General features: G+C 70.8%; 15 protein-coding genes and 1 pseudogene. 5 read left to right on the forward strand and 11 right to left on the reverse strand.

The window, feature by feature from the left end:
• Genes N5I75_RS24515 through N5I75_RS24525 form a run of 3 tightly spaced genes read left to right on the forward strand, consistent with a single transcriptional unit; the run spans window position 1 to window position 1,762 of the window.
• The gene (locus N5I75_RS24515) at window positions 1-555 is read left to right on the forward strand and encodes a carboxymuconolactone decarboxylase family protein (RefSeq protein WP_476680613.1); all 555 of its coding nucleotides are present in this window, start codon (window positions 1-3) and stop codon (window positions 553-555) included.
• Entirely contained in the window at window positions 552-1,001 is a 450-nt protein-coding gene (locus tag N5I75_RS24520) for a carboxymuconolactone decarboxylase family protein (protein ID WP_476680615.1), read from the forward strand. Before N5I75_RS24515 ends, N5I75_RS24520 begins: the two co-directional genes overlap by 4 nt.
• Entirely contained in the window at window positions 998-1,762 is a 765-nt protein-coding gene (locus N5I75_RS24525) for an isocitrate lyase/PEP mutase family protein (RefSeq protein WP_476680742.1), read from the forward strand. Before N5I75_RS24520 ends, N5I75_RS24525 begins: the two co-directional genes overlap by 4 nt.
• 157 nt (window positions 1,763-1,919) lie before the next feature.
• Here the strand turns inward: N5I75_RS24525 and N5I75_RS24530 are convergent, their stop codons facing one another.
• The 5 genes and pseudogenes from N5I75_RS24530 to N5I75_RS24550 form a co-directional block, all read right to left on the reverse strand.
• The gene (locus N5I75_RS24530; protein ID WP_476680744.1) at window positions 1,920-2,804 is read right to left on the reverse strand and encodes an ABC transporter substrate-binding protein; all 885 of its coding nucleotides are present in this window, start codon (window positions 2,802-2,804) and stop codon (window positions 1,920-1,922) included.
• A 151-nt stretch (window positions 2,805-2,955) separates the two neighbouring features.
• Window positions 2,956-5,007 (reverse strand): ABC transporter permease, encoded by a 2,052-nt coding sequence (locus N5I75_RS24535; protein ID WP_476680617.1) that lies wholly within the window; start codon window positions 5,005-5,007, stop codon window positions 2,956-2,958.
• 496 nt (window positions 5,008-5,503) lie between these two features.
• Window positions 5,504-6,595, reverse strand: a pseudogene (locus tag N5I75_RS24540) (quaternary amine ABC transporter ATP-binding protein); the annotation flags it as partial.
• Window positions 6,595-8,172, reverse strand: a complete 1,578-nt coding sequence (locus N5I75_RS24545) for a GMC family oxidoreductase (protein WP_476680619.1) — start codon at window positions 8,170-8,172, stop codon at window positions 6,595-6,597. The pseudogene N5I75_RS24540 and the gene N5I75_RS24545, both read right to left, overlap by 1 nt.
• A gap of 153 nt (window positions 8,173-8,325) precedes the next feature.
• Complete coding sequence (locus N5I75_RS24550) at window positions 8,326-9,828, reverse strand: aldehyde dehydrogenase family protein (protein WP_476680621.1); 1,503 nt, start codon at window positions 9,826-9,828, stop codon at window positions 8,326-8,328.
• Between the two features lie 240 nt (window positions 9,829-10,068).
• On the opposite strand from N5I75_RS24550, the gene N5I75_RS24555 reads away from it, so the two are divergent.
• On the forward strand, window positions 10,069-10,929 hold the full coding sequence (locus N5I75_RS24555) for a hypothetical protein (protein ID WP_476680623.1): 861 nt from the start codon (window positions 10,069-10,071) through the stop codon (window positions 10,927-10,929).
• Window positions 10,930-11,152: 223 nt separating this feature from the next.
• Here N5I75_RS24555 and N5I75_RS24560 read toward each other — a convergent pair whose 3' ends face one another.
• The 4 genes from N5I75_RS24560 to N5I75_RS24575 all read right to left on the reverse strand — a co-directional run bounded on the left by N5I75_RS24560 (window position 11,153) and on the right by N5I75_RS24575 (window position 15,451).
• Window positions 11,153-12,142, reverse strand: coding sequence for a malate dehydrogenase (locus N5I75_RS24560; RefSeq protein WP_476680625.1), 990 nt, complete (start codon window positions 12,140-12,142; stop codon window positions 11,153-11,155).
• 373 nt (window positions 12,143-12,515) lie between these two features.
• The gene (locus N5I75_RS24565) at window positions 12,516-13,637 is read right to left on the reverse strand and encodes an XRE family transcriptional regulator (RefSeq protein ID WP_476680627.1); all 1,122 of its coding nucleotides are present in this window, start codon (window positions 13,635-13,637) and stop codon (window positions 12,516-12,518) included.
• A 295-nt stretch (window positions 13,638-13,932) separates the two neighbouring features.
• Complete coding sequence (locus tag N5I75_RS24570) at window positions 13,933-14,448, reverse strand: DUF3017 domain-containing protein (protein WP_476680629.1); 516 nt, start codon at window positions 14,446-14,448, stop codon at window positions 13,933-13,935.
• Between the two features lie 139 nt (window positions 14,449-14,587).
• The gene (locus N5I75_RS24575) at window positions 14,588-15,451 is read right to left on the reverse strand and encodes a bifunctional methylenetetrahydrofolate dehydrogenase/methenyltetrahydrofolate cyclohydrolase (RefSeq protein ID WP_476680631.1); all 864 of its coding nucleotides are present in this window, start codon (window positions 15,449-15,451) and stop codon (window positions 14,588-14,590) included.
• 227 nt (window positions 15,452-15,678) lie between these two features.
• On the opposite strand from N5I75_RS24575, the gene N5I75_RS24580 reads away from it, so the two are divergent.
• On the forward strand, window positions 15,679-16,380 hold the full coding sequence (locus tag N5I75_RS24580) for an RDD family protein (RefSeq protein WP_476680633.1): 702 nt from the start codon (window positions 15,679-15,681) through the stop codon (window positions 16,378-16,380).
• A 70-nt stretch (window positions 16,381-16,450) separates the two neighbouring features.
• On the opposite strand, the gene purH is transcribed toward N5I75_RS24580, so the two are convergent.
• Entirely contained in the window at window positions 16,451-18,013 is a 1,563-nt protein-coding gene (purH, locus tag N5I75_RS24585) for a bifunctional phosphoribosylaminoimidazolecarboxamide formyltransferase/IMP cyclohydrolase (protein ID WP_476680746.1), read from the reverse strand.
• A gap of 8 nt (window positions 18,014-18,021) precedes the next feature.
• Window positions 18,022-18,651 carry a phosphoribosylglycinamide formyltransferase gene (purN, locus tag N5I75_RS24590; RefSeq protein ID WP_476680635.1) on the reverse strand — a complete coding sequence of 210 codons (630 nt, stop codon included), beginning with the start codon at window positions 18,649-18,651 and terminating at the stop codon, window positions 18,022-18,024.
• Window positions 18,652-18,990 lie beyond the last annotated feature (339 nt).

Consider the following 18,990-nt stretch of genomic DNA (forward strand, 5'->3'; position numbering starts at 1 on the left):
ATGACCACGCACGAGAGCAACCACGAGAGCAACTCAGAACAGGCCGGGCACGGTGCGGCGGAGCACGGGACGGGTGGCGGGTACATGCATGAGCACACCCCACGGCTCGCCTGGTCCCAGCACGCCCCCGAGGTCTTCAAGGCGATGGTCCGGCTCGACGCGGCGGCTCGCCAGGGGGTCGACCCGGTGACGTACGAGCTGGTCAAGATCCGCGCCTCGCAGATCAACCGCTGTGCGCTCTGCCTGGACATGCACTCCAAGGACGCGCTGGCCGCCGGGGAGAGTGTGGAGCGGATCATCCAGCTCGCCGCCTGGGAGGAGTCGAAGCACTACTACACCGAGAAGGAGATCGCCGCGATCGAGCTGACGGACGCGATCACGGTGCTCACGGACGGCTTCGTGCCGGACGAGGTGTACGAGCGGGCGGCGAAGCTGTACGACGAGCGGGAGCTGAGCCAGTTGATCGCGGCGATCACGACGATCAACGCGTGGAACCGGTTCGGGGTGTCCACGCGTCAGGCGCCCGGGCACTACCAGGCGGGGGACTTCAAGTGAGTGCCCGGACGACGGAGCTGGACGCCGGGGTGCGGAATGCGATGTCCGCGTTGAGCGCCGCCGCGAAGAAAGGGCTCGGTGACGCGGTCCTGGCCGAGCTGGTGATGATCCGGGCCTCGCAGATCAACGCGTGTGCGTTCTGCCTGGACATGCACGTCGAGGTCGCCGTCGACAAGAACGGGGAGAGCGCGAAACGCATCGCCCTGCTCAGCGCCTGGCGTGAGGCCGGTGAGCTTTACAGCGAGCGGGAGCGGGCGGCTCTGGCGTTGACCGAGGCGGTGACGGTCCTTACGGACGGTTTCGTGCCCGATGAGGTGTACGAGAGCGCGGCGAAGCACTTCAGTGAGGCGGAGCTGGCGCACCTCATCGGGGTGATTGCGGTGATCAACAGCTGGAACCGGTTGATGGTCAGCCGCCGTATCGAGCCGGGAGGTCCCGCGTGGTGAGTGCGGAGGGGCTGGGCAGCTCGGGGGCGCGGGTGGACGTGTTCCGTGCGCTGCACCAGGGGCGGGCGGCGGGGGATCCGCTGGTGCTGCCCGGGCCGTGGAACGCGGCCAGTGCGCGGGTCTTCGAGGAGGCCGGGTTCCCGGCGCTGGCGACGCCGAGTGCGGGGGTCGCGGCGTCGCTCGGCTACGCGGACGGGCAGACGCCGGCGGACGAGATGTTCGCCGCCGTGACGCGGATCGTGAGGTCCGTGTCGGTGCCGGTCTCCGCCGACATCGAGGGCGGGTACGGGATCGCGCCGAAGGAGCTCGTGGAGCGGCTCCTCGGGACAGGGGCCGTCGGGTGCAATCTCGAGGACTCAGCCGACCCTGCGGAGTCCGCGTCCGGGTCGGTTCTCAAGGACCCGCGGCGGCACGCCGACTGGCTGGCCGAGGTGCGGGCGGCCGCGGGGGACCGGATCGTGCTGAACGCACGGATCGACACGTTCATCAGGGGCGTCGACGATCCGGTCGAGGAGGCGGTTAAGCGGGCTCGGCTGTATGTGGCCGCGGGGGCGGACTGTGTGTACCCGATCGGGGCGCCCGCCGAGGTGCTGCCCCGTCTGCGGGCCGGTATCGAGGGGCCGATCAACGTCGGGGCGCCGCTCGGCGGGCCTTCGTTCCGGGAGTGGGGGGAGCTGGGGGCGACGCGGATCACGTTCGGCCCCGGGCTGCAGCGACGGGCGGCTGCAGCGCTGCGGGAGATCGCGGAGGGCCTCGCCTGAAGCCCGACGGATGCGGATGCGCGTCTGAAGCCCGACGGATGCGCGGCGGAGACGGGGCGGATGCGCGCCGGAAGCAAGGCGCATGCGCGGCGGGTGCGCATGGACGTGCCGGGTGCCCCCGTCAGGAGAGGCACCCGGCACCGTAGAACCTGCCCGGCTATCGAGGGAGCCACGCCTGCCAGGTTGAGCGGTGTGCGTCGATCCACTTCTTCGCCGCCTCGTCGGGCGACAGCTTCTGCTCGGCGATCATGAGGGAGACCTCGTTCTGGTCCTCCGTGGTCCAGTGGAAGTTCCTGAGAAGGGCCGCGGCCTTACCGCCGTTCCTGGCGAAGTCGGCGTTGAGGTACTTCTGCAGCGGGGTCCGCGGGTAGGCGCAGGCGACCTTCTCGGGGTCGGCGTCGCAGCCCTCCTTGTAGGCGGGCAGCTTCACCTCGGTCATCGGCACCTTCTTGAAGAGCCATTGCGGCTGGTACCAGTACGTGAGGAACGGCTTCTTCTGCTTGGCGAACTGCTTGATCTGGGTGATCTGGGCAGCCTCGGAGCCGGAGAAAACGACCTGCAGGTCCAATCTCAGGTTCTGGACGAGGGCTTTGTCGTTCGTGACGTAGGACGGTGAGCCGTCGAGCAGTTGGCCCTTGCCGCCGCTCTCCGCGGTCTTCAGCTGGTCGGCGTACTTGTTGAGGTTCTTCCAGTCCGTGACGTCCGGGTGCTGCTTCGCGAAGTACGTGGGGACGAACCAGCCGATGTGTCCGGTGACGCCGAGGTCGCCGCCACTGCGGATGGTCTTCTTGTCCTTGACGTAGCGCTGTTCCTGGTCGGGGTGGCCCCAGTCCTCCAGGATCGCGTCGACGCGGCCCTGGCTGAGGGCGTCCCAGGCGGGGACCTCGTCGACCTGGACGGTGTCGACGCGGTAGCCGAGTTCGTGCTCCAGAAGGTACTGGGCGACGGCGACGTTGGCCTGGGCGCCGACCCAGGACTGGACGGAGAGGGTCACCGTCCTGGCGCCCTGGGCGTTGGCGTAGGGGGACGCCTGTTTGGTCATGTCGGCGGCGCCGCAGCCGGTGAGGACCAGGAGTGCGCCGAGGCCGGCGACTGCCCCCAGGTACCTGTGCCTGCGACCCCGAGCGGCCGTGACCGCCCTGTTCGGCGTGGTCGGTGTGGTCGGCGTGGTCGGTGTGGTCGGTGTTCGCATGTCAGGCCCCCTTTCCGGAGCGGGTGCGGCGTTCCGTCGGCTGAGTCACCCGGTCGAGCATCAGGCCGAGGCAGACGATCGCGGCGCCCGCGACGAGGCCGGTGGCGAGGTCGCCCTGGGCGAGGCCGAAGACGACGTCGTAGCCGAGCGCGCCGCCGCCGACGAGACCACCGATGATCACGACGGCGAGGACCAGGACGACCCCCTGGTTGACGGCGAGGAGCAACGCGGGCCGTGCGAGCGGGAGTTGCACCTGGCGCAGTTGCTGGCCGGTCGTGGCGCCCATCGAGCGGGACGCCTCCAACGCCGCCGGGTCGACCTGCCGCAGGCCCTGGGAGGTGATGCGGACGACGGCGGGCAGCGCATAGACGATGGCCGCCGCGGCGGCCGGGGCGCGGCCGACACCGAAGAGGGCGACCACCGGGATCAGGTAGACGAACTGGGGCATGGTCTGGAAGACGTCGAGGACGGGACGCAGGGCGCGTTCGAGGCGTTCGCTGCGGGCGGCCGCGATGCCGATGGCGAAGCCGAGGACGAGGGTCACGGCGACGGCGGCGAGGACCTGGGAGAGCGTGTCCAGGGACGGTTTCCAGACGCCGAGCACGCCGATCGCGGCCATGGCGAGCACGGCGGTCAGGGCGGTGCGCCAGCTGCCGATCAGCCAGGCGAGCGCGGCGACGATCACCAGCACCGACCACCAGGGCAGCCAGGTCAGACCGGAGCGCAGGGGGTCGAGGATCCAGGTGGTGAAGTGGCCGGCCCAGTCGGCGGTACCGCCCACGTAGGGGACGCCGGTGTAGAGGTGGTCGGTCATCCAGTCGACGGCGTCGTTGACGGGGGTGGCGATGGTGACGACCCAGGAGCCGGGCCAGTCGAGGTGGTCGGTGAAGCGGGTTGCGAGGGCCGCCACGAGGGTGCCCGCGGCGACGACGGCCCACTTCCAGGGGGCCGGGGGCTCGTGGGAGCCGAGCCGTTCGCCCGCCGCGCCGGTCACGCGGTCAAGGACGACGGCGAGCAGCACGATCGGGATGCCGGCGGCGAGGGCGGCGCCGACGTCGACGGAGGCGAGCGCCTGGTAGACGCGGTCGCCGAGGCCGCCCGCGCCGATGACCGAGGCGATGACGGCCATGGAGAGGGCCATCATGATCGTCTGGTTGACGCCGAGGAGGAGCTCCTTGCGGGCCAGGGGCAGGCGGGCGGTCAGGAGGCGCTGGCGTCCTGTGGCGCCGAGCGAGGCGACGGCCTCCATGACGCCGCTGTCGGCCGAGCGCAGGCCCAGGGCGGTGAGGCGGGCCATGGGCGGGGCCGCGTAGACGACCGTGGCGAGGACCGCGGCGGGGACGCCGATGCCGAAGACCAGGACGACCGGGAGGAGGTACGCGTACGCCGGGAACACCTGCATGGTGTCGAGGACCGGGCGCAGGGCGCGGTTCATCCGGTCGCTGAGGCCCGCGGCGAGGCCGAGCAGAGCGCCCAGGGCGATCGAGACGAGTACGGCGACGACCATCAGCGCCAGCGTCTGGACCGTGGGCACCCACATGCCGAGGGCGCCGCACGCGAGGAGCGCGAGTACGGAGGTGGCGGCGAGGCGGACGCCCGCGACGCGCCAGGCGATCAGTCCGGCGGCGACCGTGACGCCGGCCCAGCCTGCGGCGAGCAGGACGAGGTAGACGGCGCGGACGGAGAGGACGATCGCGTTGCTGATGTGGCCGAGGAAGTACAGGAAGAGGGGGTGGCTGTCCCGGTTGTCGATGATCCAGTCGCTGGCCTTGCCGAGCGGTTCGGAGAGATCGACGGTGAGGGCGTCGGGCCAGGTGCCGCTGGACCAGCGGGCGTTGACGATCGGCGCGATGACCGCGGTGAGGGCGGCCAGGAGGAGGAGCTTGCCGAGGTTGCTCCGCAGGGCTCCGGAAATTCTGGCACCCGGGGTTTTCCGAGTGCCCCCGAGGCCCTCCGCGTCCTGGCTGCCCTTGGTGTCCCGGGGGCCCTGGGGGTCCTGAGGATCCTGAGGGTCCTGGTTCTCGGCCGGATTGGCTGTGACTGCGGCTGACATGTCAGGAGGCGTCCTCTCCGGCGGGGCGGAGGGGCGACGGCTCGGACGGGGTCTCCGTCCCTTCAGGGCGCGCGGCCGTCGGCGTGGCTGCGCCCTTGTCCGGGTCGCCGGTGCCCGGGGGCACGTCAGAATGCGGTGTCATATCGGAGACCGGCGTCGGATCAGCCTCAGCGCGCTCGTCCTCGGCTTTGGGCGTCACGCCAGACTTGGAACTCTCACCTTCGAGCTCGGGCGCCGCACCAGCGCCGGACTTCGAGCCTTCGGCCCCTGGCGCCGCACCAGCGCCGGAATCCGAACCTCCGGCCTCCGGCCGCGCACCAGCCCTGGGGCTCGAACCTTCAGCCCCCGGCGTCACACCAGCCCCGGACCCCGAACTCCCGGCCCCCGGCGTCACACCAACCCCGGAGACCGAACTCCCGGCCCCCGGCGTCACACCAGCCCCGGACCCCGAACTCCCGGCCCCCGGCGTCGCAGACCCCGCGCTCCCGTCCCCGACCCCCCTCGTCGTCCCCGCCACAACCCCCAGAAGCCGCTCGTGATCGACGACGCCGACGCACTGGCCCGCGTCCATCACCCGTACCGCGAACCCGCTGCGGGCCACCGCGTCGATCGCCTCCGAGACCGTGGCGTCGGGGGCTATCTCGGGGCCTCGGGTGGTTTCGTCGGTGTCGGCGGGGCGCATGGCGCGGCGGACCGTCATGACCTGTTCGCGGGGGACGTCGCGGACGAAGGCGCGGACGTAGTCGTCGGCGGGGGCGCCGACGATCTCCTCGGGGGTGCCGAGCTGGACGATGCGGCCGTCGCGCATGAGGGCGATGCGGTCGCCGAGGCGCAGGGCCTCGTTGAGGTCGTGGGTGATGAAGACCATCGTGCGGCCCTCCTCGCGGTGCAGGCGCACGACCTCCTCCTGCATGTCGCGCCGGATCAGCGGGTCGAGCGCGCTGAACGGTTCGTCGAAGAGGAGGACTTCGGGGTCCACGGCGAGCGCGCGGGCCAGGCCGACACGCTGTTGCTGGCCACCGGAGAGCTGACCCGGGCGGCGCGACTCCAGCCCCTGCAGGCCCACCTTCGCGACGACCTCGAGCGCCTTCGCCCGGCGTTCGGCGCGTCCGACGCCCTGGATCTCGAGGCCGTAGGCGACGTTGTCGAGGACCGTGCGGTGCGGCAGCAGGCCGAAGTGCTGGAAAACCATGGCGGCGCGGTGGCGGCGCAGGGCGCGCAGCCGGCTCTTGTCCATGGCGCGGACATCCTCGCCGTCGATGGACAGCGTCCCGGACGTCGGTTCGATGAGGCGGGTCAGACAGCGCACCAGGGTGGACTTGCCCGAGCCGGACAGGCCCATGACAACGAACACCTCACCGCGTTCGACGTCGAAGGAGACGTCACGCACGGCGGCGGTGCAGCCGGTGCGGGAGCGGAATTCGGCGGCGCCGAGGCCGGCGAGTTCGGGATCGCCGGGGACGCGTTCGGACTTGGGGCCGAACACTTTCCACAGGTTGCGGACGGAGAAGACGGCCTCACCGGCACCAGCGTCCAGGGCCCCGTTACGGTCCGGAGCAGGGTCCTTCACCGCAGTCTGCGTACTCATCACGCATCACCACCCAGCAATTCGGCGCACTTCTCCCCGACCATGAGCACCCCGATCATCGGGTTCACCGCGGGCATCGTCGGGAAGACGGACGCGTCGGCGATTCGGATGGAACGCAGCCCGCGGACCCGCAACTCGGGGTCGACCACCGCGAGTTCATCACCCGCGGCGCCGATGCGACAGGTTCCGGCCGGGTGGTAGACGGTGTGGGCGACCTTGCGGGCGTATTCGCCGAGCTCCTCGTCACCGGTGATGTCGGGTCCGGGGCACACCTCGCGCTTGAGCCAGCCGGCGAGCGGCTGCGTCTTCGCGATCTCGCGGGCGATGCGGATGCCGTCGACGAGGGTGCGCCCGTCGTAGTCGTCCTCGTCGGTGAAGTAGCGGAAGTCGAGGGCGGGCTTGTCCTCGGGGTTCGCGCTGGTCAGAGAGAGGCGGCCGCGGCTCTTCGGCTTGGGGATGTTCGGCGTCATGGAGACGCCGTGCTCGGGCCTGACGTAGCCGAGGCGTTCCGGGTTGTCGGTGAACGGGATCTGGTAGAAGTGGAACATCAGGTCGGGCCCGGCGGCCTCGGGGTCGCGCTGGATGAACAGGCCCGCGTCGCTGTCCATCGCGCTGTTGTCGGGGATGGGGCCGTCCGTCTCCCAGACGATCACCGACTCCGGGTGGTCGAGCAGGTTCTCCCCGACGCCCGGCAGGTCGTGCACGACGGGTATGCCGAGCCGCTCCAGGTCGGCCTTGGGACCGATGCCGGAGTGCAGCAGCAGGCGGGGCGTGTCGACGGCACCGGCGCACACGACGACCTCGCGGCGCGCGCTGATCAGCCTCTCCTCGCCGTCCTTCGTGCGTACGTGCACGCCGCGGGCCCGGGGGCTACCCGGCAGGCCCCCGTCGTCGACGAAGCCGAGCTTGTACGCCCACGTCTCGAGCAGCAGCGTCAGGTTCGGGCGGTCACCCGCCTCCATGTGCGGGTGGAGGTACGCGACCGAGGCCGACGACCGCTTGTTGTTCTCGGGGTGGTAGGCGAGGTCGAAGAAGCCGACGCCGTCCTTGAACGGGGCCTTGTTGAAGCCCTCGACGCGCGGCACACCGGTCGCGGCCTGCGCGGCTTCGACGAAGTCGCGGGCGATGGCGTTCCGGTCCTTCTCGTCGACGGCGACGATGTTGTTGCGCAGCTTGGCGAAGTACGGGTCCATCGCCTTGTGGTCCCAGCCCTCGGCCCCGGCGGCCGCCCACTCGTCCCAGTCGCCGGGCAGCGGCTTGAACGAGATCAGGGTGTTGTGCGACGAGCAGCCGCCGAGCACCTTGGCGCGGCTGTGCAGGATGTGCGAGTTGCCGCGCGGCTGTTCGGTCGTGGTGTAGCCGTAGTCGAGGTCGCCGCCGAGCAGGCCGAGCCAGCGGCGCAGGGTCAGCACGTCGTCGCGGTCGATGTCGCTGGGGCCGCCCTCGATGACGGCGACGGTGGTGTCCGGGTTCTCGGTGAGCCGGGAGGCGATCACCGATCCGGCGGTGCCGCCGCCGACGATCACGTAGTCGTACGTGTCGTCCGGCGCATGGGGGCTCTCGGGGTTTTCAGGCATGCGTCAACTCCTCTGCGGGGCGCGGTACTTCATAGAAGGACGTAACGGATGTGCTGGACGTAACGGATGTGCTGGACGTGATGGATGTGCTGGACGTCACGGATGGAACGGACGTCATGGATGGAACGGAGTTCGAAAGCGCGGGGCGCGGGATCAGCCCGCGAACCAGCGCACCGGCTTCGGCGCCAGGTTCTGGTACACGTGCTTCGCTTCGCGGTACTCGGCGAGTCCGGCCGGGCCCAGCTCTCGTCCGACGCCGCTCTTGCCGAAGCCGCCCCACTCGGCCTGCGGCAGGTAGGGGTGGAAGTCGTTGATCCAGACCGTGCCGTGGCGCAGGCGGGCGGCGACGCGGCGGGCGCGGCCCGGGTCCGCGGTCCAGACGCCGCCGGCGAGCCCGTACTCTGTGTCGTTGGCGAGGGCGACGGCCTCGTCCTCCGTGCGGAAGGTCTCGACGGTCAGGATCGGCCCGAACGTCTCCTCACGCACGACGCGCATCTCGCGGTGGCACTGGTCGAGGACGGTCGGCTCGTAGAAGTAGCCGGTGGCGGGGCGTACGTCGCTGGGCTCGGGGCGCTTGCCGCCGCAGCGCAGCACGGCGCCCTCGGCGAGCGCGGAGGCGACGTACGACTCGGTCTTGTCGCGCTGCTGCTCACTGACGAGCGGCCCGCACTCGACGCCGTCCTCCGTACCGCGGCCGAGCCGGATCTTCTCGGCGCGGCGGGCGAGTTCGGCGACGAAGCGTTCGCGGACGGACTCCTCGATGATGAGCCGGGAGCCGGCGGAGCAGACCTGGCCGCTGTGGATGAACGCGGCGTTGAGCGCCTGGTCGACGGCGGTGTCGAAGCCGTCCTCGGTCTCGCAGGCGTCGGCGAAGACGACGTTCGGGTTCTTGCCGCCGAGTTCGAGGGCGACCTTCTTGACGCCCGCGGCGGCGGCCTGCGCGACCTTGACGCCGCTGACCAGGCCGCCGGTGAAGGAGACCAGGTCGACATCGGGGTGGTCGGCGAGGCGGGCGCCGACCGAGGCACCGGGACCCGTCACGATGTTGGCGACGCCGGCGGGCAGCCCCGCTTCCCCGAGGAGTTCGACGAGCACGACCGTCGTCAGCGGCGTGATCTCGCTCGGCTTGATGACGAAGGTGTTGCCCGCGGCCAGGGCCGGGGCGATCTTCCAGCTCGCCTGGAGCAGCGGGTAGTTCCACGGCGTGATCATCGAGCAGACACCGACCGGCTCGTGCACGACGACGCTGTGGATGTCCTCGGAGCCCGCGTCCACGACACGTCCGGCACCCTCCCCGATCACGAGATCGGCGAAGTAACGGAAGGCGTCCGCGACGCAGTCGACGTCGACGCGGCCCTCCTCGACCGTCTTGCCCGCGTCCCGGCTCTCCAGGAGGCCGATCTTCTCCCGGTCGCGTACGAGGAGGTCGGCGACGCGGCGCAGCAGCGCGGCGCGCTCGGCGACCGGCATCCTGGGCCAGGGCCCTTCGTCGAAGGCGCGGCGGGCGGCGGCTATGGCGGCGTCCGCGTCCTCGGCACCGCCTTCGGCGATCACCGCGAAGGTCTTGCCGTCCGCGGGGTCGAGGATCTCCCGGCTCTCCCCCGAGGCGGCGCCGCGCCACTCCCCGCCGACATGAATGGTGCTCCGAACCGACACAACTGACCCGTCTGACACGTCCTGCTTCGCCTTCCGCTTCCGTTACCCGAAGCACTCCGAGCGCCGCAGGACGGCCTCTCGGCGCGCTCTGCCGTGATGCCGGATGTCCCTGCCCGGGGTGGCGGGAACCATGCGCGTTCCGTGACCGATAGTGCGCCGTGTCACCACCCATACGCCGTATGCGCCGGTCAAAGCGGCGAAACGTACCCTGGGGATGTTCTGTCCTCGGGGGGTGCGCGCATGGTCGAAGAGAGCCGGAGGCAGCCCGCGAAGAAGTACGGGTGGGTGTGGGTGCTCGTGTCGGCCGTCTGCACGGCGACGCTGCTCGCGGCGACCGCACGCTCCGGCGATGACGGTGGCGGTGCCGGTGCTGATGCTGGTGCTGGTGCTGGTGCCAAGGAAGAAGGCGTCGGTGATGTCGCGCAGCTCTCCGTCCGCGACCTCGCCGACAAGGCGCAGCAAGAACTCCGCGACACCACATCGCTGCACGTCACAGTCGTGGACCGGTCCAAGGGAGGCGGCGGCACCTCCCCCACCGCGATGGCCCTCACGCTCGACCGGGACAGGAACTGCATGGCGACGCTCACGTTCGGGGCGAACGGCAAGGCCGACGTCGTGCGACGCGGGGACCGGGTATGGGCGCGCATGGACGACAAGCTGTGGCGGGCGCGGGTGCCGGGCGCCAAGGGCAAGGCGGCGGCCGGCCGCCTGCAGGGCCGTTACGTCGCGGGCCCCGTCGACAACCCCGTACTCAAGGACCTCGCGGGCGTCTGCGACCTGACCGCTGTGCAGGAACAGTTGCGCGGCGAGACGAAGTCCGACGGGATCGACGAGAAGGGCGCGCCGACCACGCTGGACGGAACCCCGGTCGTCCCGCTGACCGGCGAGGAGAAGAACGGCACGCGCAGGACGCTGTACGTGGCCACGCGCGGCAAGCCGTACGCGGTGAAGTACACCGAGGTCAGCGCCGGTGCGTCCGGTACCCGCAAGGTCGACACGACGACGCGGTACGAGGACTACGGCCGGCCGGTGCCGCTGCGGACGCCGCCCGCCTCCGACTCGGTGGACGTCGCCGAACTCGACCTCCTCGACGCCGAGTAGGCCGAGTAGGCCGAGTAGGCCGATCGGGAGATGGCGCGCGGAGTGCGCATCCCAAGGACGCGGGGAACTGCGGGCAACCACACATGACCCGCAGACGGCCGGCCCGGCCCCAAATACAGAACCGCCCACGGCGAGTCGCGGAAACAACTCACCGAGGGCGGCGCACCTAGTCAGGACCCAGGGGTCAGGACCGGAGGTCAGGACCGGGGGTCACAACCGGAGGTCAGAGCAGGCCGAGACCGCGCACGGCCTCGCGCTCCTCCGCCAGCTCCTGGACGGACGCGTCGATGCGCGCACGCGAGAACTCGTTGATGTCGAGGCCCTGGACGATCTCGTACTTGCCGTCCTTGGTGGTGACGGGGAACGAGGAGATGAGGCCCTCGGGGACGCCGTACGAGCCGTCCGACGGGATGCCCATGGACGTCCAGTCACCCTCGGCCGTGCCGTTGACCCAGGTGTACACGTGGTCGATCGCGGCGTTGGCGGCCGACGCGGCCGACGACGCGCCGCGCGCCTCGATGATCGCGGCGCCGCGCTTGGCGACGGTCGGGATGAACTCGTCCGCGAGCCACTTCTCGTCGTTCACGGTCTCGGCGGCGTTCTTGCCGGCGATCGTGGCGTGGAAGATGTCCGGGTACTGGGTGGCGGAGTGGTTGCCCCAGATGGTCAGGCGCTTGATGTCGGCGACCGTCGAGCCCGTCTTCTTCGCGAGCTGGGTCAGCGCGCGGTTGTGGTCGAGGCGCGTCATGGCGGTGAAGCGCTCGGCCGGTACGTCCGGCGCGGCGGCCTGGGCGATGAGGGCGTTGGTGTTGGCCGGGTTGCCGACGACGAGGACCTTGATGTCGTCCGCAGCGTGGTCGTTGATGGCCTTGCCCTGGGGCTTGAAGATGCCGCCGTTGGCCTCGAGGAGGTCACCGCGCTCCATGCCCTTGGTGCGGGGGCGGGCGCCGACGAGGAGACCGACGTTGGCGCCGTCGAAGGCGACGTTCGGGTCGTCGGTGATCTCGATGCCCTGGAGCAGCGGGAAGGCGCAGTCGTCGAGCTCCATGGCGGTGCCCTCGGCGGCCTTGAGCGCCGGGGTGATCTCCAGGAGGCGCAGCTTGACCGGCACGTCCGCGCCGAGCAGCTGGCCGGAGGCGATGCGGAAGAGCAGTGCGTAGCCGATCTGGCCGGCTGCGCCGGTGACGGTGACGTTCACGGGAGTGCGGGTCATGGCGTTCTCCGTAGGACAGCGGGTCTTTTGATCGATCTCTCGGCATCAAGAGATCCGCTCGTCAGGCTATCGCGCCCCGCCCCTGCCGGACCTATCGGTACGTGTGGCTCACCCCACAGGGCGATCACACGCACCCCGGGTCCGAAGCTCCCCCGAACACGGGACACGGGGCGGCCGCCGGCCCGGGGGAGGGGCATCGGCGGCCGCCATGGGTGTCACCGTGTGACCATCCCGTGGGGGTACTCATGCGCCTTCCCCGAAAGCGCGTGCCCATGCACGTCCCCGTGTACGTGCCCTAGTACGTGCCCTAGTACGTGCCCATGCACGTCCTCATGTACGTCCCCCGTGCACGTCCGTCACGCGGCGCCCGGCGCTACTCCGTGCAGCCCCGCTGGCCGGAGACGAGCGTCGCGCACGCCTTCGCGTCCGCGGGCGAACCCACCGCCACCATCGGCGTGTACGCGTCCGTGTCGGCGTCGTCGACCAGGCCCTTCTTCGACTTCTTGCCGCCCGCGTCGAGTCGCACGCTGTCGCCCGGGGCCGCGCCCTGGATCCGCGCCCAGGCCGCCTTGCACGTCTTGCTGTAGCGGACCTCGACGGTGACGGCGCCGACGACGGCCCGCGCGGGGCTGTCGGCATGGTCACCGCCGCACCCCATGGCCTCCGGGTCCTTTCCGGTGCAGCCGGCGCCCACGCACTCGACACCCGCGGGCAGGACGGGCGCGCTCGTCGTCGGCGACGGCGAGGGCTCGGCCTTCTTGTCTTTGTGGCCGGTGAGGAAGCTGGTCAGGGCGTAGGCGACGACCACGAGGAGCGCCGTGCCGACGACCCCGGCGAGGAACACGAGCACCCGCCACTTGCCACGACCCCGGCCACGACCGGACCCGGGTCCGGAACCCGCACCCGCACCCGCACCCGAGGCCGAAGCGACCGGTGGTCCGAAACCGACCGGCGGCGGCCCGAACTGGTCCACGGGCGGCACCGACCTCTGCGACGGCACGGTCACCGCACCCCCAGCACTCACGCCACCGGCACCGGCACCCCGGGCCCCGGCACCGGCACCGGCACCCGCCCCGGCACCGGCACCGGACGCAGCACCGGCACCGGTCCCGGACCCGGCCGCGACACCCCGCGTCGCCGTGGCCGTCGGTCCCCCGAACTCCCCCAGCGCCGCCCGCGCCTGGGATATGCGTATCGCCTCCATGGTCATGTCATGACGCATCTCGGAGCGGCTCCAGGCGCGCTCCGCGAGCTCCCACAGGGTCGTCAGATGGACGGGGCTGGTGCCGGTCACCTCGGCGAGCGCCACGACCGCGCCCTTGGGCGCGAGCAGCCGCCCGTTCAGATACCGCTCCCAGGAGGTCTTGCTGTACCCGGTGCGGTCCGCCAGCGCGGCGATGCCGAGTCCGCTGCGGTCGACCAGTCTGCGCAGCTGGCTCGCGAACTCCGCGAGCTGCGGGTCGAGTTCGTCCGGTAGCGCCTTCCAACGAGGCATCGCTTACCCCTCTTCCCCCCGTACGTGCTGACTTACCCCGCCACTCCCCGCCGTTCCCCGCCGTTTCCTGCTGCCCCGCCGTCCCACCGTTTGCGCCGACCGGCCCGACCGGGCCGTTCTCCCGACAACGTCCCTCGTCTGACTGGGATGCGCAGAGCCAGGGTGACAGTTCCCAAGTCGACGGCGGCCTGTGCCCTCTGCCGACAAAAACCCCGGGGCGGACCGGACATCGTCACACAAGGACGAAGGGCCTCCGCCCCGGAGGCCCCGTCCGTCGTACGAGGAACAGGAACACTCAGCGCACGGTGAAGTGCAGCGTGTCCTGGAGGAAGGGGATCTGCAGCCACGGACTCGGCTGCGCCATCATCGCGAGCAGCACGATGGCGAGGCCGAGGACCCCGTATGTGATCATGTCGGTGAAGCGGGAGCGCACGGCGAGCATGCCGACGGACGGCAGGACCCAGCGCAGCGCGGCGCCGCCGAGGAGGGCCACACCCACCAGGATCGTGCCGACGCGGAACAGGCCGAACGCGGTGAGCAGCAGTCCGAGCCCGGTCACCACGAGCACCGCGATCAACGGCCACTGGCGGGCGGGGACGGGGGCGTCGGCGGGGGCCGCGCGGCCCCCGCCCTCGGGGCGTGCGGTGTCGCGCGTCCACAACGGGAAGCGGCGCGTGCCCCGCTTCCTGCCCCGCACGCCCTTGACGACGCCCTCGTCGTGGACGCTCTCGTCGTGGACACCCTCGTCGTGGACGCCCTCACCTTGGGCACCCTCGTCCTGAGCGCCCGCGCCCTGGGCACCCGCGCTCACGACACCGTCACCCACGGCACCGGCATCGCCCGACGCGCTCACGTCCTGGACATCAGCCTGGACATCAGCCTGGGCATCAGCCTGGGCATCCGCGTCCCGGGCACCCACACCCCGGGTGCCCGCGCCGTCCCGGGAGGCCTCAGCGAACACCGCTGGCGTTCCGCTCGGCCGCCTCGACGACGTTGACCAGGAGCTGGGCGCGGGTCATCGGGCCCACGCCGCCGGGGTTCGGGGAGATCCAGCCCGCGACCTCGGCGACACCGGGGTGCACATCGCCGACGATCTTGCCGTTCTCGTCGCGCGAGACACCGACGTCGAGGATCGCCGCGCCCGGCTTGATGTCCTCGGGCTTGATCAGGTGCGGGACGCCCGCCGCGGCGACGACGATGTCGGCACGCTTGAGGTGCGCGGAGAGGTCACGGGTGCCGGTGTGGCACTGGGTGACCGTCGCGTTCTCCGACTTGCGGGTGAGCAGCAGCGGCATCGGACGGCCGATGGTCACGCCGCGGCCGACCACGACGACCTCCGCGCCCTTGATCTCGACGCCGTGCTTGCGCAGCAGCGTGATGATGCCGAACGGGGTGCAGGGCAGCGGCGCCGGCTCGTTCAGGACGAGGCGGCCGAGGTTCATCGGGTGCAGGCCGTCCGCGTCCTTGGCCGGGTCCATCAGTTCGAGGATGCGGTTCTCGTCGATGCCCTTGGGCAGCGGCAGCTGGACGATGTAGCCGGTGCAGGCCGGGTCCTCGTTCAGCTCGCGGACGACGGCCTCGATCTCCTCCTGCGTGGCCGTCGCGGGCAGCTCGCGCTGGATGGAGGCGATGCCGACCTGCGCGCAGTCGCGGTGCTTTCCTGCCACGTACTTCTGGCTGCCGGGATCCTCGCCGACCAGGACGGTGCCGAGTCCGGGCGTGACCCCCTTCTCCTTCAGGGCCGCCACGCGGGCGGTCAGTTCGGACTTGATCGCGGCTGCGGTGGCCTTGCCATCGAGAATCTGGGCGGTCATGGTGCCCATTCTTTCAGGGCGGCCCTGCTTCACCCAAGTTGCACTTGCACAACGGCCTGACGGCCCACTGGACAGGAGCATGTCCGATTAAGGAGCATGATCCACGCAGTGCCGCGGACGGCGGCCGGGGGGCGAACCGCACAAGCGGTGGTATTTCCGTTCGAACACCTCCGCATTCCTCCGCGGGGCCGCGCCGTCCCCGTAGTCGTCCCCGGAGGAATCTCGCCATGAGTTACGGCGAACCGAACAACCCTTACGGTCAGCAACCACCGCAGCCGAACCCGTACGGCCAGCAGGCCCCGCAAGGCGTCCCGCCGCAGCAGGGTTACGGCTATCCGCAGCAGCAACAGGGCTACGGCTATCCGCAGGCGCCCGGCCCGTCGTACGGGGCGTATCCGCAGCAGCCGGGCATGCCCGGTCCCGGCATGGGAGGAATGCCGCCGGTCGCCGGCATGGGCCGTCGGCTCGGGGCCCGCGCGATCGACGGCGCCCTGTTCGGGATCATTTACCTCGTGGCCATCGCCCCGATGTTCGTCGACTCGGTGAAGAGCGCCGTCGACTGCGACCCGGCCTCGGCCACGTACGACGCCTGCGTCAACAACGCGAGTGCGGACATGATGGGCAAGATCCTGCCCATCGCCGGCGCGTTCATGGTGCTGACCCTGCTCTACGAGACGCTGATGATCGCCTTCGTCGGCGCCACCCTCGGCAAGCTCGCTGTCGGCATCCGTGTCCTGCGGCTGGAGAACGGCCAGAAGCCGGGCCTCGGCAAGGGGCTCCTGCGCTGGCTCATCCCCATCGTCGGTTACCTCGCCTGCGGTCTCGGCATGCTGCTCGTGTATCTGTCGCCGTTCTTCGACAACTCCGGCCGTCAGCAGGGGTGGCACGACAAGGTCGCCGGCACGATCGCGGTCAAGGTCAAGGGCTGAACCCGGACCATGTGGAGACGGGGCCCGCCGGTCGTCGACCGGCGGGCCCCGTCTCGTACACCCGTCCGACTCAGTGGAAGAAGTGGCGCGTCCCCGTGAAGTACATCGTCACGCCCGCCTTCTTCGCGGCCTCGACGACCTGCTCGTCACGGATCGAGCCGCCGGGCTGCACGATCGCCTTGACGCCCGCGTCGATGAGGATCTGCGGCCCGTCCGGGAAGGGGAAGAACGCGTCGGAGGCGGCGTACGCGCCGCGCGCCCGCTCCTCGCCCGCCCGCTCGACGGCGAGCTTGCAGGAGTCGACGCGGTTGACCTGGCCCATGCCGACGCCGACCGAGGCACCGTCCTTGGCGAGCAGGATCGCGTTGGACTTCACGGCGCGGCACGCCTTCCAGGCGAACGCCAGCTCGTCCAGCTCGCCCTGCGAGAGCGCGTCGCCGGTCGCGAGGGTCCAGGAGGCCGGGTTGTCGCCGTCGGCCTGGAGGCGGTCGGTGACCTGGAGGAGCGCGCCGCCGTCGATCTGCTTGGTCTCGACCGGGGCGGACGGGCCGTTCGGGGCGCGCAGCACGCGGATGTTCTTCTTCTTGGTGAGGGCTTCGAGCGCGCCGTCCTCGTAGTCCGGCGCGACGATGACCTCGGTGAAGATGTCGGCGACCTGCTCCGCCATCTCCTTCGTCACCGGCCGGTTGACCGCGATCACGCCGCCGTACGCCGAGACCGGGTCGCAGGCGTGCGCCTTGCGGTGGGCCTCCGCGACGTTCGAGGCGACGGCGATCCCGCACGGGTTCGCGTGCTTGATGATCGCGACGCAGGGGTCGTCGTGGTCGTACGCGGCACGGCGCGCGGCGTCCGTGTCGGTGAAGTTGTTGTACGACATCTCCTTGCCGTGCAGCTGCTCCGCCTCGGCCAGGCCGCCGGTGCCGTCGACGTAGAGGGCGGCGCCCTGGTGCGGGTTCTCGCCGTAGCGCAGGACGTTCTTGCGCGCGTACGTGGCGCCCAGGAACTCGGGGTGACCGCTGTCGTCGGCGGCCGCGTAGTCGGCGGCGAACCAGGAGGCGACGGCCACGTCGTACGAGGCGGTGTGCTGGAACGCCTCGGCGGCGAGCCGCTTGCGCGTGGTGAGGTCGAAGCCGCCGTCCTGCACGGCCGCGAGGACGTCGGCGTAGCGGCGCGGGCTGGTGACCACGGCGACCGACGGGTGGTTCTTGGCGGCGGCGCGGACCATCGAGGGGCCGCCGATGTCGATCTGCTCGACGCACTCGTCCGGGGTGGCGCCCGAGGCGACGGTCTCCTTGAACGGGTACAGGTTGACGACGACCAGCTCGAACGGCTTCACACCGAGGTCGGCGAGCTGCTTCTGGTGGTCATCGAGGCGCAGGTCGGCGAGGATGCCGGCGTGGACCTTCGGGTGCAGGGTCTTCACGCGGCCGTCGAGGCACTCGGGGAACCCGGTGACATCCTCGACCCTGGTGACCGGGACCCCGGCGGCGGCGATCTTCGCGGCGGTCGATCCGGTGGAGACCAGCTCGACACCCGCCTCGTGGAGCCCGCGCGCCAGCTCCTCCAGACCGGTCTTGTCGTAGACGCTGACCAGCGCCCGGCGGATGGGCCGCTTGTCGCTCTCGGCGGTCACGAGGTCGCTCACGGGATAACTACCTTTCGTCCCTCAATGCTGTAGCCGTTGCGGGCCAGACGCCCCACGACATCGACGAGCAGCGTGCGCTCGACTTCCTTGATGCGCTCGTGCAGAGCGCGCTCACCGTCGTCCGAGTCCGCTTCCACGATCTCCACCACGCCCTGGGCGATGATCGGGCCGGTGTCGACGCCGTCGTCGACGAAGTGGACGGTGCAGCCGGTGACCTTCGCGCCGTACGCGAGGGCGTCGCGCACACCGTGGGCACCGGGAAAACTGGGCAGCAGGGCCGGGTGCGTGTTGACGAACCGGCCGCCGAAGCGGGCGAGGAACTCCTTGCCCACGATCTTCATGAACCCGGCGGAGACGACCAGGTCCGGCTCGTACGCGGCCGTCGCCTCGGCGAGCGCGCGGTCCCATTCCTCGCGGGTGGCGTGGTCCCTGACCCGGCAGACGAACGTCGGGATCCCGGCGCGCTCGGCGCGCTCCAGACCGACGATGCCGGTCCGGTCGGCGCCGACGGCGACGATCTCCGCGCCGTACGCGTCCGCTCCCCGCTCCGCGATGGCGTCGAGCAGAGCCTGCAAATTCGTACCTGATCCGGAGACCAGCACGACGAGGCGCTTGGCCTTGGCCACGGCGGGGCCCTTTCTCGTACAGGGGCGTACTTGTATGTTCCTACGGAAGCTTCGCGCTGCCCCATACGGGGGACTCTACGAAGCGGCCGACCGTCAGCAACGATACCGGCACACCAGCCAGCCCCCACGGGACGGGGGCGCGGCCGGGAGGTAGCGTCAGCGTGCGGGAAGACCGAGCCTTCGCGCGGAACGCGGAACGCGGAGCGGGCGCGGGACGTTGACGTGAGTGAACGTAAAGAACGGACCAAACCGCAGCGCGATCCGATCGCCGACGACCTACGCGTCGACGACGACCTACGCGGCCGACGGCTCACGCACCCGACGACCGCAACCGACGAC

The organism is Streptomyces sp. R818, from assembly GCF_056172735.1.